The 15,399-nt window shown below is 49.4% G+C and carries 13 protein-coding genes; 1 reads left to right on the top strand and 12 read right to left on the bottom strand.

Translation table 11 applies throughout. The features are described from left to right. Window positions 1-11 precede the first annotated feature (11 nt). The 11 genes from GPK83_RS07335 to GPK83_RS07285 form a co-directional block, all read right to left on the bottom strand. Entirely contained in the window at window positions 12-1,931 is a 1,920-nt protein-coding gene (locus tag GPK83_RS07335) for a DNA gyrase subunit B (protein WP_117553055.1), read from the bottom strand. Between the two features lie 424 nt (window positions 1,932-2,355). Next, window positions 2,356-4,158, bottom strand: a complete 1,803-nt coding sequence (locus tag GPK83_RS07330; protein WP_117503895.1) for an ABC transporter ATP-binding protein — start codon at window positions 4,156-4,158, stop codon at window positions 2,356-2,358. After that, entirely contained in the window at window positions 4,155-5,948 is a 1,794-nt protein-coding gene (locus GPK83_RS07325; RefSeq protein WP_117503893.1) for an ABC transporter ATP-binding protein, read from the bottom strand. Before GPK83_RS07325 ends, GPK83_RS07330 begins: the two co-directional genes overlap by 4 nt. A 235-nt stretch (window positions 5,949-6,183) precedes the next feature. Beyond that, window positions 6,184-6,768 (bottom strand): chromate transporter, encoded by a 585-nt coding sequence (locus GPK83_RS07320; RefSeq protein WP_117470314.1) that lies wholly within the window; start codon window positions 6,766-6,768, stop codon window positions 6,184-6,186. Then, the gene (locus GPK83_RS07315; protein WP_117470240.1) at window positions 6,768-7,310 is read right to left on the bottom strand and encodes a chromate transporter; all 543 of its coding nucleotides are present in this window, start codon (window positions 7,308-7,310) and stop codon (window positions 6,768-6,770) included. Before GPK83_RS07315 ends, GPK83_RS07320 begins: the two co-directional genes overlap by 1 nt. A 129-nt stretch (window positions 7,311-7,439) precedes the next feature. Continuing rightward, window positions 7,440-8,387 carry a DUF4340 domain-containing protein gene (locus GPK83_RS07310; RefSeq protein ID WP_015554574.1) on the bottom strand — a complete coding sequence of 316 codons (948 nt, stop codon included), beginning with the start codon at window positions 8,385-8,387 and terminating at the stop codon, window positions 7,440-7,442. Between the two features lie 232 nt (window positions 8,388-8,619). Beyond that, window positions 8,620-9,186, bottom strand: a complete 567-nt coding sequence (locus GPK83_RS07305; protein WP_120040751.1) for a GNAT family N-acetyltransferase — start codon at window positions 9,184-9,186, stop codon at window positions 8,620-8,622. A gap of 193 nt (window positions 9,187-9,379) precedes the next feature. Beyond that, window positions 9,380-9,880, bottom strand: coding sequence for an HD domain-containing protein (locus tag GPK83_RS07300; RefSeq protein ID WP_215704408.1), 501 nt, complete (start codon window positions 9,878-9,880; stop codon window positions 9,380-9,382). A gap of 145 nt (window positions 9,881-10,025) precedes the next feature. Continuing rightward, window positions 10,026-12,080, bottom strand: coding sequence for an ATP-dependent DNA helicase RecG (gene recG, locus GPK83_RS07295; protein ID WP_015554577.1), 2,055 nt, complete (start codon window positions 12,078-12,080; stop codon window positions 10,026-10,028). 184 nt (window positions 12,081-12,264) lie between these two features. Beyond that, entirely contained in the window at window positions 12,265-13,974 is a 1,710-nt protein-coding gene (locus GPK83_RS07290) for a DAK2 domain-containing protein (protein WP_015554578.1), read from the bottom strand. Between the two features lie 16 nt (window positions 13,975-13,990). Next, a complete protein-coding gene (locus GPK83_RS07285) occupies window positions 13,991-14,347 on the bottom strand; it encodes an Asp23/Gls24 family envelope stress response protein (RefSeq protein WP_015554579.1) in 357 nt (118 codons plus the stop codon). Between the two features lie 304 nt (window positions 14,348-14,651). On the opposite strand from GPK83_RS07285, the gene rpmB reads away from it, so the two are divergent. Beyond that, window positions 14,652-14,837, top strand: a complete 186-nt coding sequence (rpmB, locus tag GPK83_RS07280; protein ID WP_015554580.1) for a 50S ribosomal protein L28 — start codon at window positions 14,652-14,654, stop codon at window positions 14,835-14,837. Between the two features lie 248 nt (window positions 14,838-15,085). On the opposite strand, the gene GPK83_RS07275 is transcribed toward rpmB, so the two are convergent. Further along, window positions 15,086-15,343, bottom strand: coding sequence for a hypothetical protein (locus GPK83_RS07275; protein ID WP_215704407.1), 258 nt, complete (start codon window positions 15,341-15,343; stop codon window positions 15,086-15,088). Window positions 15,344-15,399 lie beyond the last annotated feature (56 nt).

The raw sequence follows: 15,399 nt of genomic DNA, 5'->3' as shown, positions 1-15,399 counted from the left end.
AAACTCTCCTTCTATGCGTCGATCTCCGCCTCATCGGCATGATCATAGATAAATTTCTTTCTCGGCGGAACATCGCTTCCCATCAGAAGCTCCGTCACTTCACTTGCCATCCGGGCATCCTCGATCTCCACCCGTTTTAAGACACGGTTCTCCGGATTCAGTGTCGTCTCCCAGAGCTGGTCCGCATCCATCTCACCGAGACCTTTGTATCGCTGCAGCGTAAAGTCCCCGGCGTGGTTCTTTTTATACTCTTCCAGAGCTTTATCATCGTAGAGATACCTCTCTTCCCCACGCTTCGGAACCACCTTGTAGAGCGGCGGCATCGCAATATAAACATGTCCATCGTAGATCAATTCAGGCATGAAACGGTAGAGGAACGTTAAAAGCAACGTATCAATATGGCTTCCGTCCACATCGGCATCGGTCATCAGGACGATCTTATCATATTTCAATTTCGTGATATCAAAGTCATTTCCGTAGCCCTCGGAAAATCCGCAGCCGAAGGCGTTGATCATGGTCTTGATCTCTGCGTTTGCCAGGACCTTATCCATGGATGCTTTCTCCACATTTAAGATCTTTCCGCGGATCGGAAGGATCGCCTGGAACTGGCGGTTTCGTCCCATCTTCGCGGAGCCGCCGGCGGAATCTCCCTCAACGATAAAGATCTCACACTTTGACGGATCGCGGCTCTCACAGTTCGCCAGCTTTCCGTTGCTGTCGAAGGAGAACTTCGACTTGGAGAGCATGTTTGTCTTCGCCTTCTCCTCGGCTTTGCGGATCTTTGCGGATTTCTCCGCACAGGCGATGATTGCCTTTAACGTATCGAGATTTCGGTCAAAGAACCGCTCCAGCTCATCTCCGGTCATGGTGAACACGGCTTTTGTCGCGTCGGCGCTGGCAAGCTTCGTCTTCGTCTGTCCCTCAAAGATAGGATCCGGGTGTTTCACCGCCACAACGGCCGTCATGCCATTTCTCGTATCCGCTCCGGTAAAGTTGCTGTCTTTCTCTTTTAAAATGCCAAGCTCCCTCGCGTAGGAGTTGATCAGCTGGGTAAATTTTGTCTTGAATCCCACCAGATGGGTTCCGCCCTCCTGGGTGAAGATATTGTTGCAGAATCCGAGAATATTCTCCTCGAAGGCATCAACAAACTGGAACGCCACCTCCACCTCGATCCGATCCACACTGCCCTTAAAGTACACCGGCTCATGAACAGGATCTTTTCCATTGTTTAATTCACGGACATAGGCAATGATTCCGTCCGGCTCGTGGTAGGTGATCATCTCCTCCTCACCGGCGCGTTTGTTCACATAGTGGAGCGCCAGGTTCGGGTTTAAATAGGCAGACTCATGAAGACGGCTTTTTAACCACTCCGCCTTAAATTTCGTCTTCTCGAAAATTGTCGGATCCGGCAGGAAGTTGATCTCCGTTCCTGTCTCCCTTGATTTTCCGATCACTGGAAGAAGTCCATCCTTCAATTCGATCACCGGATGTCCCTTCTCATACTCATCATAATAGACCTTTCCATCCCTGGAAATTTTTACCTTCATCCGGTCAGACAGGGCGTTTACGACCGAAGAACCGACACCATGAAGTCCGCCGCTGGTCTTATAGGAATTATTATCGAATTTTCCGCCAGCGTGAAGCGTGGATAGAACCACACGTTCTGCGGACACGCCTTTTTTGTGCATCTCCACCGGGATTCCCCGTCCGTTATCCTTTACGGTACAGGACCCATCCGCCTCTAACGTCACCGTGATCTCCGTACAGAATCCTGCCAGGTGCTCGTCCACCGCGTTGTCAACGATTTCATATATCAAATGGTTTAAGCCCTTTGTTCCAACGCCTCCGATGTACATTCCGGGACGCTTGCGGACTGCCTCCAGTCCTTCCAGTACGGTAATACTGTCAGCATTATACTGTGCTTTCGCCATGCAAAGACCTCCAATACAAGTCATAAACTGCGGCAGGAAACTTCTCCGCCGCAGCTTTGTTTTATTTTTCATACTGCTGCGCATAGACCGCAGCCACGTTTCTTAGTCAGCTTTTCCTATTATACACTTAAAACTTCCAGATTTGCAAGCATTTTCTATCGAACATATATTCGAAGCGTGATTTTGCATTGAAAGCAGACTGGATAGTGTCTTTCTGCCCGTCTGATGGCAACGCAATATGGTCATCGGCAAATACGCCGGCGTCCTCTGAGTAGCGCAAAATGCATTTTTATCAGAACCTTATAAGACAGATCTATCTGAATCGTACTTTCAAAACCATCATCTTTACATATGAAATAAAGTTTTCAACTGACATGTCCAGTCAGTTGTCCCACTTTGGCAAAGAACGATCCGCAGCCCTCATCTAATACCACTTTCCCTGTTCACGATACAAAAACGCATACTTCCCACCAGACTTTATCAGTTCTTCATGCGTTCCCTGCTCGACGATCTTTCCCTTGTCAAACACAAGAATCCGATCGGCAAGTTGGGCCGAGCCAATTCGGTGGGTTACGATAAACGCCGTCTTCCCCTCCGCCATCCTTGCAAACATGCGGTACAAACGGGTTTCCTCCAGCGGGTCGATACTGGCCGTCGGCTCGTCCAGCACAATCATGTCATGCTCCTTATAGAGTCCCCTGGCAATGGCGATCCGTTGCCACTGGCCACCCGAAAGTTCGGCACCACCAAACTCCCGGCCGAGAAGCGTCCCGAATTTCTCCGGATACAGATCGGAGTTCCCGTACTCCACTCCAGCAAGAGACGCAGCCCGTTCCATCTCCTCCGCATCCCGACATTCTAGCTCCTTCAAACAAATATTGTCATCCAGTCGCATCCGGTATTTCTGGAAATTCTGGAAGACTGCAGACTGAGAGACAAAACTGTCCCGTTCCCGCAAAATCCACCCAGAGGAAGGCTCATACAGTCCCAGAACAAGCTTTACGAAGGTAGTTTTTCCAGCTCCGTTTTCACCAACGACCGCAACCGTCTCCCCCTTCCGAATCCGAACCGATATTCTATCGAGAGACGGTCGGTCGGCATTGGGATAGGCAAAAGAAACGTCTTCCACAATGACGGCACAGCTTTCCCTGCCGCTTTCACTTTCCTCTGCAATACAGCAGCCGTCAGAAGCTCCTCTGACCTGGCCATCGTCGGCCGCAAACCCATTCTGCCGGCAAAACTCAAGATAATTCCCTACCGACGCCATGTGTCGTGAAATATTTCCGGCGCTTCTCGCCACGATGTTCTCCATGAACCGGAAAATGGAATCAATGGAAGTGAACACCGCCGCAAACGCCCCAGCCGAGATGTTCCCGGAAAGCAACGACCGCACCAGAAGAAAGAGCACTCCGAGATATCCCAGAAGAGTCAAAACACGCATCAAAAGCTCTGTTCGATACAACCTGGAATCTGTCTCCCATAGCTTCTTATCATACTTTGCAAGCACCGCCCGAAATCGTTCCATGAAAAAGCCGACAGCTCCCAGCGTCCGAGTCTCCTTCCAATACCTCTTATCAATCATGCAGTCCGAATAATGCCGGTACTCCCTCTCGAGAGCTGCCGTCTCATCGGTCAGCCGCCGATACGCCTTTCTTTTTATCACCTGGGCACACACCATAGGACTAAAGATAAACAGCAACGAAAGAACCAGGATCGGATCCAGGCGGTACAAATACACCCCCATGAACGCCACATACGGCAGATTGAACATGGCAATCGAAATCACGGCTCTGAGAAGCTGCACGGTCCCGTTGATTCCTTGCCGGGCTTTCTCAATCGTTTCCAGAGTCGTCTCCTTCTCGAACTCATACAGCGGCAACTGCGCCGTCTGTGTGTGAAACTCTCTTGTCAGCGTGTTCACTGCCCTAGGATTGAAAATATGCTGCCCAATAAAATTGCCAGCTCCATTCAGTACCTGCACATAGACCGCGGCCGCTCCTACCCACAGAGCTCCAGAATAAGCGGCCTGGAGTGAGTTTCTCTCCACAGCGCTCTGTAATCCGTCAAAAAACACCTGCCTTGCCAGTGTTTCTAACGCCCACGCCGTACCGTGTAGAACATTCACGACAAGAAACAGCAGAAACACAACAGGCATGGCTCCGGCGATCTTTAGAAATAAGTGAACTACTGCGGAGACCCCGATAAAACATTCTTTTTGTCTCTTCATCCCTGATACCAGCTCCTTTGACTGTCGTACATCTCCCTGTACAACCTGTTTTCTCTGTACAGCGTCTCATGGCTTCCTGAACCGGAAACTCTCCCGTTCTCGATCACAAAGATAACGTCTGTCTGTCTCGCGCTTGCCAGCCGATGACTGATCGTAACAGAGGTATATTTCTGGTTAATGATACGGAATTTTTCGTACAGCGCACTCTCTGCAGCAGGATCCAACGCCGCCGTCGGTTCATCTAAAATCTTCACAGGGCGGTCGCTCACAAGACACCGGGCGATTGCCACCCGTTGCCACTGCCCGCCGGACAGGTCTTCCGAGTCCCTCACGATCTTCCCCAGTTTCGTCTCCATCCCATGCTTTAAGTCAGACACGATCTCGCCTAACTCCATCATATCGACAACATCTTGAAAACGAACCAGATTGATTTCGTCTCCGCACAGTTTTTCCACATCCCCGATGGCAATATTCTCATAGAGCGAAAGTCCATATCTGGCAAAATCCTGATAGACAATAGAGAAAAAACCTGCGATCCGTCCGGGGCCCCACTCCCGAATATCCGTTCCGTTAATCAGAATTTGTCCCTCATAATCATCATATAGCCCAGCGATCAGCTTCGTAATCGTAGTCTTCCCACACCCGTTTGCGCCGACAAATGAATAGCTTTTCCCGGCTGAAATCTGAAACGAGAGATGGTCAAGCACCTTTCGCTTAGTCCCCGGATAGGCAAAAGTAACATCGCGAAACTCCAGCGAAGAGAACTCCGGCAATTCACAGCTCACGCTCTCCGCCTCCCTAAAATCCATTTTGGTAAAGGTTTCAACATCATGAAAAAACTCGTTATATTTCGCGATCTCGCTGACGCTGTGGAGCAGACTCCAGGACATGAGTTGGACCAGTGAGAATATATTCGAAACCAAAGCCATAAATATACCAATCGTAATCTCTCCTGCCACGACGCCAGGAAGCAGCGCAGTCATCACCACGATCGCGATCAACACCAAGGAGATGCTGCCAAGTTTCGCCTTCGCAAAAGATTTCAGATTCACCCTCGCGTTTACTCCGAGCCATTTCTTATAGGCACTCTCCCACTCACCATTGAAATATCCGGCCCAGCCAAACAAAGTCCTCTCTTCCGCCGCATCCCTTCCGGTCAAAAGCCTGGAAATATACTCATACCGCCGCTTTAGCCCCTGGGTCTCGCTGATTCCGGCATAACTGGCTCGCCCTCCGGCCAAAGACAGCATTACCAAAGGCACCGCACAGGCCGTCACAGCCAGAGCCGCTGCTGGCACATATCGAAACATCACCAGAAATAAACCCAGCGCTTTCCATACCAGCGCCAAAAACGCCAGCAACGCCTGAAACGCATTCAAGATACTCTCATCCGTATCAGTGGAAATCTTCGTGATCAGATCCCAACTCTCCGGATTCTCCACATATCGATATCGAAGATCAGCGACCTTCTCCACCATCTCCGTTCCGAACCTCTCTCGCACATCGATCCGTAGCCGCCCCACCAGAAGATCGAGAAGTTGGTTGGAAATCCAATCGAAGCTCACTAGTAGAGACACCGCAGTCAGCGCTCTCCCAACGTCGGCATACTCCCCGGACCGCAAAAGCCCTATCGCCGCATCAATGAAGGCCCCTGTCGCCAGTGTGAGCAGAGCTGGCGTAAGCCCTTGGAACAAATACAGTAACATCACTGCTACCGAGACACCAGCGCTGCATCGAACGCACAGTCCGACCGCACTCAAAATCGAATACCTCTTACCCCGTTTAATCATAATCACACCCCTTTATATTTTGATTACGAATAAATGTTCCAGAATCGTACACAATATTCATCAATCCATTTTTAGCAGATAACGGCAATAATTGATCCACCTTTTTGTCAAGAGCATACATTTTACAAAATGAATATATAATATCCCCGCAGTCCCACCATGCTTTTTCAAACGGTTTTTCGGAAGAAAAAAGCCTGCGGGATCGCTCTCCCACAGGCACATATTTACTTAAATTTTAAACTCCTCCGAACCGAAGCACAACTCCGATCACCGCAGATGCCGCAATAAACGCAACCGGATGGAGTCCTTTCGTCTTTTTGCAGACTGCCGTGAAATAATAAAGTACTGCAAGAAGAACGATACTGCGGATGCTGATCAGGTCTGTGATCTTTCCGCTTGCCGCAAAAGCGTCCTTGTGAAGAAGAACCAAGGACAGAACGGAAAGTCCTGCTGCCGCGATCAGACCTGTTGATGCCGGGCGGAGTCCGTAGAAAGCGTTCTGGACATACTTGTTTGTCTTGAACGCCTTTAAGAATCCGGCAATGATCAGGATCACGATAATGGATGGTGTGATCAGACCGAGTGTAGCAATTACTGCACCAGCAGGACCGGCTGTTGTAAATCCAACGTAAGTTGCCATGTTGACGCCCATCGGACCTGGTGTGGACTCGGAGATCGCCACCATGTCCGCAAGCTGTCCGTAGGTGAACCAGCCTGTCTTATCGGAGATATTGTAGAGGAACGGGAGTGTCGCCATCCCGCCGCCGATTGCAAAGAGACCAGCTTTAAAAAACTCAAAGAAAAGTCTGACAAAGATCATCATTTGGAAGCAGCCTCCTTATTCTTTAAGATAATTCCTGCAGCAGCCGCAAGGATAACGAACACGATCGGGGAAAACTCCGTAAGTGTGGAGCCGAGGATCACAAGCAGGCAGATCACTAATGTCGGCTTATCCACAACTGCCTTTTTCCAGAGTTTGACCACCGCGTTGAAGATCAGGACACAGACGCAGACACGGATACCCGCAAAGGCGTTCTGTACGATCGCGAGATGCGCAAAGTTCTGGATAAATGCCGCGATGACCGTGATAATGATCAGGGACGGGAATACAACGCCCAGAGTCGCGACGATACCGCCAATGGAGCCGGCAAGTCCCTGTCCGACAAAGGTCGCCGTATTTACCGCGATAATGCCCGGGGTACACTGGCCGATCGCGTAATAGTCCATAAGTTCCTCTTCTGTTGCCCAGTGTCTCTTCTCAACAACCTCTCTCTGGAGGATCGGAAGCATCGCGTATCCACCGCCAAAGGTAAGACCACCGATTCTGGCAAACGTAAGGAAGAGATCAAGTAACTGATTCATGTGTTTTCTCTCCTTTATTCCAAAGTCTTGTTCTATCATATCTCAAAGACAAAAAAAAGGCAAGAAAAAGGGGTGTAAGAATTGCCTTTTTCTTGCCTTATCATGCATGTTTATGCATTTTCTTTGCACTTATTCCTCATCCGGTGTCAGACCGTTTAAGAGGTTTAATACGATGTTGTTGTCAACGACCATGATCATGTTGGATCCATCAAGCTGCACATAGCGGTATGTCTGATCCGGATTTGCGTATGTTCCGACATAAATCGTGAGAGACTTCTTCTCACCATTTACAGTGAGCTCCGCCTGGAATGTAATGCGGGTATCTGTTGTCAGGTCAGCATTAGCAAGTTCCTGATTTAAAACATGGTAGCTTGCATAGTCGAACGGTTTGAGATTGCTGATTCCATCTGCGATGGTCGTCATGGCCTCTGTATCAGAGTTCTTGTAGGACGTTGTCTTACCATCCATGGTGATGGACACGTTCTGAAGATCAGCTGCTGTGACCTGAATATCCAGTCCCTCGCGGACAACCAGGGTATCATAGTCGAATACCAGGGAGTCTACTGTGGATGCTTTTACGAGATAGATATTTTTCTCATCGGAGAGATAGTAATTTCCGTCTGCATCCTTGTTTCCGATGCTCAGAGTGATCTCACCTTTTTCGCTGTCGGTGATCGTCACAGTGTATACCGGATTTCCCATACCATAGTCAGATGCGGTATCAGCACTGTCAATTTCAGAGATCGCATGAAGATTTAGGAAATTCTGTGCCATCGCCTCAAATTTTTCCTGGTTTAACGGGATTGCGGAATCCATGGCATCCAGCCATACACCGTCTTTTTTCTTAAAGATCATATCGGTGTCGGAGCTGGAGTAGTCAAAATCGATCGGTGCATTTAATGCATAAACTTCAATGTCCGCACCGGAGAAATCCGGTTCTACAACGTCATCTCTGATCTCGGAGATCTCCACCTTCGGGGATCCTGATTCCTTTGTGCCGGAAGAAGAACAGCCGGTAAGTCCTGCCGAAAGTGCTGCTGTCAGGAGCAGCGCTCCTAATAATACATGTTTTTTCATATCTGGTAATCCTCTCATTGTTAATTGATTTGTTGGCGAAAGCACGCTTACTATACCACAATTCGTACCTATGGTGCTGACCGCTGCTAACGCAGCTATTTTGGTCCAGTTCGCCGTTCGTCAGAATCATGCAAGCCTGCTCCTGACTCACTTATCGCTCACTATATCATACCCCTGTGTACTTTTTGTGAATTTGATTCTTATTTCTTCGGAAATTGCTCCCAGGCTGCCATCAGATCTCATCTGCCGCCGGTGCGTCCCCTAAAAAATGGATCTTATCGGATACTTTTGTTCCAAATGCCGTTGTATAGATATCGAGATATTCCTCATACGGGCATGGCTGACCATTTGAAAGCATCTCCATCTCCGTCCCCCAGAGATCGATGTAGTACGGCAGCATCGTAAACCCATTCCGCAGATAGAACTTTTTCCGGCGTGTGCGGAGAGCCAGTTCCTCTTCATCCTCACATTTCGTGCTCTCGATCTCAATGATGATCCTCATGCCTTGATATCTCTCACGGAGCGCCTGAAGTGCCGCAGAGCCGGCTCCATGCCCCCGCACTTCATCCGCGATGGCAAAATAGTCAAGAAGCACCCGGTCTCCCGCCTTCGCCATGATGGCAAGACCAAGAAACCTATTATTCTCTTCCAGGGAAAGGATCTCCACCAGCCCTGTCCCCTGCCCGGAAACGATCATGGAGAAAGGTTTCTTCTCGCTGGCGGGAAATGCGGTCTCATAGAGGGCATGGATCTCATCAAGGCGTTTCCCTGAAAATACCTGTTTTAATTTAACTGACATACTTTATTCCTTCTCACTTATCTGATATACCTGCAATATCGTCCCTACCGCGTATCTGTGATCACTTATTATCCAGTTTTATCCCAGCAAGTGCAATCGCGGACACGTTGTTCACCAGGTCCGCCAGAGTCACAAGATGTCCCAGTGCCCAGGCAACGATATATTTGTCCCTCCCAGAAGTGTTTTCACCTGTTTATTCCTCTCCGCTCTCAAACATCAGACGGAACAGACGTTTTCCGCCTTCCGTTCGGAATATTCTCTCAAATACACTCTTCTGGGTATCCGGTGTGGATCCATCCTCGAAGAGATTGACGAGGAAATCCGCCTCCACAAGGATCTGGTAGTCCATTCCATCGATATTATCGTATGTGTGGTGATGTCCTACCAGATAGCAGACACGTTCGATGACCTCCTGGGGCCAGGAAAGGGCTGTCAGCATGGTCCGCGCCTCGCCCGGTCCCTCCATCTCCTGGTATTTTCCAGTGTTTCTTCCATACTTTTCTTCTGCTTTGTGAATTCCGATGTCATGAACGATGGCCGCTGCCTCCAGAACCTCCTGGGTGTACGGATCGAGATTCTCCGCAAGGCCGATCAGTCTCGCGAATTCATGGACCTTCAAAAAGTGCTGGATCCGTTTTACATCCTTGTCGTCGTAGCGTGTCATTTCATATAAGAGTTCATCAAGTCTCGTCATGTGTGTCATTCTCCTCTTTTATAATCAATTTGTGGCTTTTCCGTAACTGTTCAGCAGATCTGCGAGTTTGCTGCACTTTCCGGTATTCTCAATGTTTCAGCTTTGATGGTTGGTCATATACCGGCAGGTTCAATAATTCTTTTTATTACAGGTTCAGCTTCTCATATTTTTCTTCCAGAAACCTGTCGAGGCGCTTCTTTAATTCCTGGTTTTCTTCCTGTTCCAGGTTTTCATCCTGCTCCAAAAGCCGGTTCACGTCCTCGGAGACCTTCTTAAGCGTCACCGCATCTGTATAGATATCCGCAAGCTGGAACTCCAGGTCTCCGCTCTGACGGATCCCGAAGATATCACCGGGACCCCGGAGCTTCAGATCCTCGGAAGCGATATAAAAGCCGTCGTTGGACTTATTCAAGACGTCCAGACGCCTGTTTTTCTCCTTATTTCCGGAGGCATTCACCATGATGCAGTAGGACTGCTTGTCCCCCCGTCCAACGCGGCCCCGAAGCTGATGGAGCTGCGCAAGGCCGAACCGTTCGGCATTCTCGATCATCATCACCGTAGCGTTCGGCACGTTGACCCCAACCTCGATGACCGTGGTGGAGACAAGCACCTGGATCTCCCCGGCGGCAAATTCTTCCATGATCTTATTTTTCTCTTTTCCCTTCATCTTCCCGTGAAGGTACTCCACCCGGATCCCCGGCAGATTCTGCCTTAAGATCTTCGTGTAGTCCAGGACGTTTTCTGCATCGATCATCTCGCTCTCCTCCACCATCGGGCAGATCACATAGGCCTGGCGGCCATTTTTTACCTCGTTTTCGATAAAACGGTAAGCCCGCGGGCGGTAGCTCTTGTCCACCACGCAGTTCTTGATGGGAAGACGGTTTGCCGGGAGCTCGTCGATGACGGAAATATCGAGGTCCCCGTAAAGGATGATCGCCAGAGTCCTCGGGATTGGGGTGGCGCTCATGACCAGCACATGAGGCATCTGTCCCTTGTTTCCAAACATCTCCCTCTGGGCGACACCGAACCGGTGCTGCTCGTCGGTGATGACGAGGGCAAGGTTATCATAGACTATCTTCTCCTGGATCAGGGCGTGGGTTCCGATGATGATATCCGCTTCATGGGAGGCAACTTTCTCGTAGGCGATCCGCTTTTCCTTTGCCGTCATGGAACCAGTGAGCAGGATCACCTTTTTGTCCACACCATGCTTCTCAAAGAGTTCCGTCACAGACTCGAAGTGCTGTCTCGCGAGAACTTCTGTCGGCACCATGAGAGCGCCCTGGTATCCGTTCTCGCAGGCTGCCAGGAGCGCCAGAACGGCGATGATCGTCTTACCGGAGCCAACATCACCCTGGATCAGCCGGTTCATGACAGAACCGCTCTTGAGGTCCCTCAGGACTTCCTCCAGCGTCCTCAGCTGGGCGTTCGTGAGCCTGTAAGGCAGATCCGCCAGAAGCTTCCGGCATTCATCCTGTTTTTCCATATGGAATGGGCTCTGCACATTCTGACGTTTCTCCTTTAAATGACGCACTGCCAGAAGGAAGAAGAAAAATTCATCGTACACGAGGCGCTTCCTCGCAAACTTCAGTTCTTCCTCATTCGACGGAAAATGGATGTGCTCGATAGCAAAGTTGTACTCCGCAAGCTCGTTTGCGATCCTGAGACCTGCCGGGAGATAATCCCTCTCCAACGTCCGGAACGCAAGTGCCTGCTCGACTGCGGAAGTGATCATCTTATTTCCCAGACCCTTCGTCTGGGCATAGACCGGGCGCATGCTGGATAAAAGTTCCTCGTAGGCCTCCGGCTTAAACATCTGGGGCTGTTCCATCGTGAGTCCGTTCTTTTTGCGGATCACACGGCCCCGGAAGATAAAATGACTGTCCGGCCGCAGAGTGTTCTTTAAATACGGCATGTGATACCAGACGAGACGAAGTTTTCCGGTCATATCGCTGATGGTCGCCTGGACGATGGAAAGACCGTTTACGTGGACTCCTGTGGCCCCGCTCTTTAAAAAGCCCTCCACGGTCCCAGTCTCATCCTCAGAAAGCTCCCCGATGGCTTTCGGCTCCCCGTAGGTATCATAGCCCCTCGGATAGTAGTGGAGCAGATCGTCGATGGTGCGGATCCCGACTTTTTCAAAAAGCTTTGCCGTTTTTTCTCCGATTCCTTTTAAGGTCTCTATGGATTGGTCGTTTGCCATCGTTTTCACGCTCCTTTTGTCTTATCCTGCGGCGCAGTCTGCAGCCCACTGAGAACATACCGGAAACTTTCCGCTTTTTGTCTCATGGAAAAAGCTGCCTCATCGGGTCTTCTGACCAAAGGGAGCAGCTTTTTCTGTCGTTATGCATTCGCCGGGGCGCCAGGCGCCTCTGGCATCTCCCCGCTTACTCTACGGAAAGCAGGTAATAATAGATCGGCTGACCGCCGTCGTTTAATTCAACTTCACAGTTCGGGAATGCCGCCTGCACTTTTTCTACAAGTGCTGCCGCATCTTCCTCCGTCACGTCCTCACCGGAGTAAACGCTGATCAGCTCGGACTCGTCATCCACCAGGTGCTTTAAAGTCTCAAGAACGGTCTCATTTACATTCTGGCCTACGGCGAGCATGCCAGAATCACCGATTCCCATGATATCACCCTCATGGATCTCCATTCCGTCGATATTTGTGTTGCGGACCGCGTAGGTGATCTGGCCTGTGTGGATCCGTCCCATCTCGGATGTCATGTTCTCAAGGTTTTCCTCCGGTGAAAGATCCGGGAGAAAGTTGATGAGAGCCGCGATACCCTGCGGTACGGTCCTGGACGGAACAACGAAGATCTTCTTATCTTCCACAAGACTCTTAGCCTGTTCAGCGGCAAGAATGATATTCTTGTTGTTTGGAAGGATGTAGATCACGTCCGCATTTACCTTCTCGATGGCATTTAGCATATCCTCGGTACTCGGGTTCATCGTCTGTCCGCCCTCGATCAGGTAGTCAGCGCCAATTCCCTTGAAGATCTCACCGAGACCTTTACCGATGGAGACAGCGATGAAGCCGTACGGTTTTCTCGGCTCGTTGGATGCCGGAGCTTCCTCTTTTTTTGCCTCAGCCGGAGTTTCCGGAGTCTGGGCAACATTGGAAGCGTTCTGGATCAGACGCTCGTGGTGCTCCTCGCGCATATTGTCGATCTTCATTCTGGAAAGGGAACCGTAAGTCAGACCTTTCTCGAAGGCAAGCCCCGGATGGTTCGTATGGACATGGACTTTAATGATATCGTCATCAGAAACTACAACGACGCAGTCACCGATGGACTCCAAATATCCTTTAAATTTCTGCTCCTCATCCATATCGTAGGTTTTCTCCACGTTTACGATAAACTCGGTGCAGTAGCCGTACTTAATATCGGAAGTAGAAAGCTCATCACTTCCTGCAGCCACCTTCGGTTTTGCGGACTCTGTGTTTGCGGCTGCCGGCGCAGCGGTATCAAACGGGATCCCTTTTCCTAAAAGGCCGTCGAGACCACCCTTCATGACCTGCATAAGTCCCTGTCCGCCGGAATCGACAACACCAGCCTGCTTTAATACCGGAAGCATCTCCGGAGTCTGGCTTAATACATAGTCGCCTTCCTCGATCACCTGTGTTAAAAATTCGATCACATCATCTGTCTGTGTCGCAAGATCAACGGCCTTCTCAGCCATTCCTTTTGCCACAGTGAGGATCGTACCTTCCTTCGGCTTCATAACAGCCTTGTAGGCAGTCTCAGTTGCGCGGGTAAAGGCATTCGCCAGGCTTGTCACTGTAATTTCATTGGATTCCTTGATCTCTTTTGTGAAACCGCGGAATAACTGGGATAAGATAACGCCGGAGTTACCGCGGGCACCTCTTAAGGAACCGGATGAGAGAGCCTTCGCGATGGACTCCATTGTCGGATTCTCGATCGCAGCCACCTCTCTTGCTGCGGCCATGATCGTCATGGTCATATTCGTACCCGTATCACCGTCCGGAACCGGGAATACGTTTAATTCGTTAATCCATTCTTTTTTTGCCTCAAGGCCTTTCGCTGCGGCCAGAACCGCTTTCTGTAAGAGAGCGGCATCTACGGACTTTAATTCCATGGATTTTACTTCCTCCTTAATCTATCACTCGAACGCCTTCAACAAAGATATTGATCTTTTCAACCGGCATTCCCGTGAACTCTTCTACTTTGTATTTCACACTCTCGATCAGGTTATCCGCTACGGTCGAGATGCTGACGCCATAGGATACGATTACGTGGAAGTCGATTTCAATTGCATTATCATTGATCGTAACATTGATTCCGTGAGTCAGGCTTTCTCTCTTTAATAGCTTTACCAGACCGTCTTTCATACTTACTGCAGCCATTCCCACGATTCCAAAGCATTCTACCGCTGTCGTGCCGGCATAAAGAGCGATAACATCGGTGTCGATCTGGATCTGTCCCATTTTATTGTTAATACATCCCTTCATACGCTAAGCCTCCATTCCTACTGATTATAAGCGCCGTATCCTGATAAAAGGCGCAAACGCCAACGATCCAGCCGGATCATAACACAGACCACCCGGATCATTCGCGCAAAAGTTCCTTTATAATTGAACTTTAATAACCCTAATATACCATATCAAGTTTTCTCTGTCCATGGGATTCCACTTATTTTTCAAAAAAATGTGAAATTTCTAAAAATTTTGCTTGCAAAATATTTAATCTTCTGCTATGATATCCATGTTATGGATTTTTGCATCCAACCGTATGAATGATTAAGGAGGTGGAATCATGGCTAAATGTGCTATTTGCGAAAAGGCGGCTCACTTTGGTAATGGAGTAAGCCATTCCCATAGAAGATCCAATAAAATCTGGAACGCGAATGTAAAATCTGTAAAGGTTAAGGTTAACGGCGGCTCCCGCAAGATGTATGTATGCACTTCCTGCTTAAGATCCGGTCTCGTTGAGAGAGCTTAATCCTCCTTTTACAAGATAGGGAAATGAAATGAAGGCATCCTCATGTGAGGGTGCCTTTTTCATGTAACAGGAAATGCCTCGGAATTTCCTGTTACATGAAAAGGCACTGACGTGCCAAAGATGCGCACTCGCGCGAAGGTGTAGACTGTCGCAAGCGACCGCGCGAGGCGCGAGAATGTGCCAAGGCACATTCTTTTTTATGTGCCCGCATATTTTTTCATTCAAATCTGATTTTCCAAAAGAATGATTCAGATACCTTTTCCAATAAAATTTCCGACCAGTTCTCCAAGCAGCGAAGCAGCCGTAAGCCCCACTACTCCTCCCACGAAAATTTTTTTCGAGATCCGCTTTGGTTCCGGCCCGTAAAACAGGGCAAAAATCAGTGAGATCATCACGATTACCGGGAGTCTCAGTTGATCCGACAGCCAGGGAATATCCGCTAAAAGCTCCGAAACAATGATCGCTATCACGCAAAACCATCCATCGCCCTCAAAAATTGGTCCCATAAAAGTCCTCCTCTCCATCTTTATGCTTCCGTGTTGTAACTATTCAGTACCTTCAT

It is taken from the genome of Clostridium sp. MCC328, assembly GCF_018785465.1.
GTDB classification, from domain to species: Bacteria; Bacillota; Clostridia; order Lachnospirales; family Lachnospiraceae; genus Pilosibacter; species Pilosibacter fragilis.
Note: the sequence above shows the minus strand (reverse complement) of the source record. Positions and strands in the feature narration are given on the sequence as shown.

Coding starts and splice junctions, on each gene's coding strand:
- GPK83_RS07285 (WP_015554579.1), bottom strand. CDS start 14,347: ATGAAGGGATGTATTAACAATAAAATGGGACAGATCCAGATCGACACC.
- GPK83_RS07330 (WP_117503895.1), bottom strand. CDS start 4,158: ATGAAGAGACAAAAAGAATGTTTTATCGGGGTCTCCGCAGTAGTTCAC.
- GPK83_RS07325 (WP_117503893.1), bottom strand. CDS start 5,948: ATGATTAAACGGGGTAAGAGGTATTCGATTTTGAGTGCGGTCGGACTG.
- GPK83_RS07320 (WP_117470314.1), bottom strand. CDS start 6,768: ATGATCTTTGTCAGACTTTTCTTTGAGTTTTTTAAAGCTGGTCTCTTT.
- GPK83_RS07290 (WP_015554578.1), bottom strand. CDS start 13,974: ATGGAATTAAAGTCCGTAGATGCCGCTCTCTTACAGAAAGCGGTTCTG.
- GPK83_RS07305 (WP_120040751.1), bottom strand. CDS start 9,186: ATGTCAGTTAAATTAAAACAGGTATTTTCAGGGAAACGCCTTGATGAG.
- rpmB (WP_015554580.1), top strand. CDS start 14,652: ATGGCTAAATGTGCTATTTGCGAAAAGGCGGCTCACTTTGGTAATGGA.
- GPK83_RS07310 (WP_015554574.1), bottom strand. CDS start 8,387: ATGAAAAAACATGTATTATTAGGAGCGCTGCTCCTGACAGCAGCACTT.
- recG (WP_015554577.1), bottom strand. CDS start 12,080: ATGGCAAACGACCAATCCATAGAGACCTTAAAAGGAATCGGAGAAAAA.
- GPK83_RS07315 (WP_117470240.1), bottom strand. CDS start 7,310: ATGAATCAGTTACTTGATCTCTTCCTTACGTTTGCCAGAATCGGTGGT.
- GPK83_RS07300 (WP_215704408.1), bottom strand. CDS start 9,880: ATGACGAGACTTGATGAACTCTTATATGAAATGACACGCTACGACGAC.
- GPK83_RS07275 (WP_215704407.1), bottom strand. CDS start 15,343: ATGGGACCAATTTTTGAGGGCGATGGATGGTTTTGCGTGATAGCGATC.
- GPK83_RS07335 (WP_117553055.1), bottom strand. CDS start 1,931: ATGGCGAAAGCACAGTATAATGCTGACAGTATTACCGTACTGGAAGGA.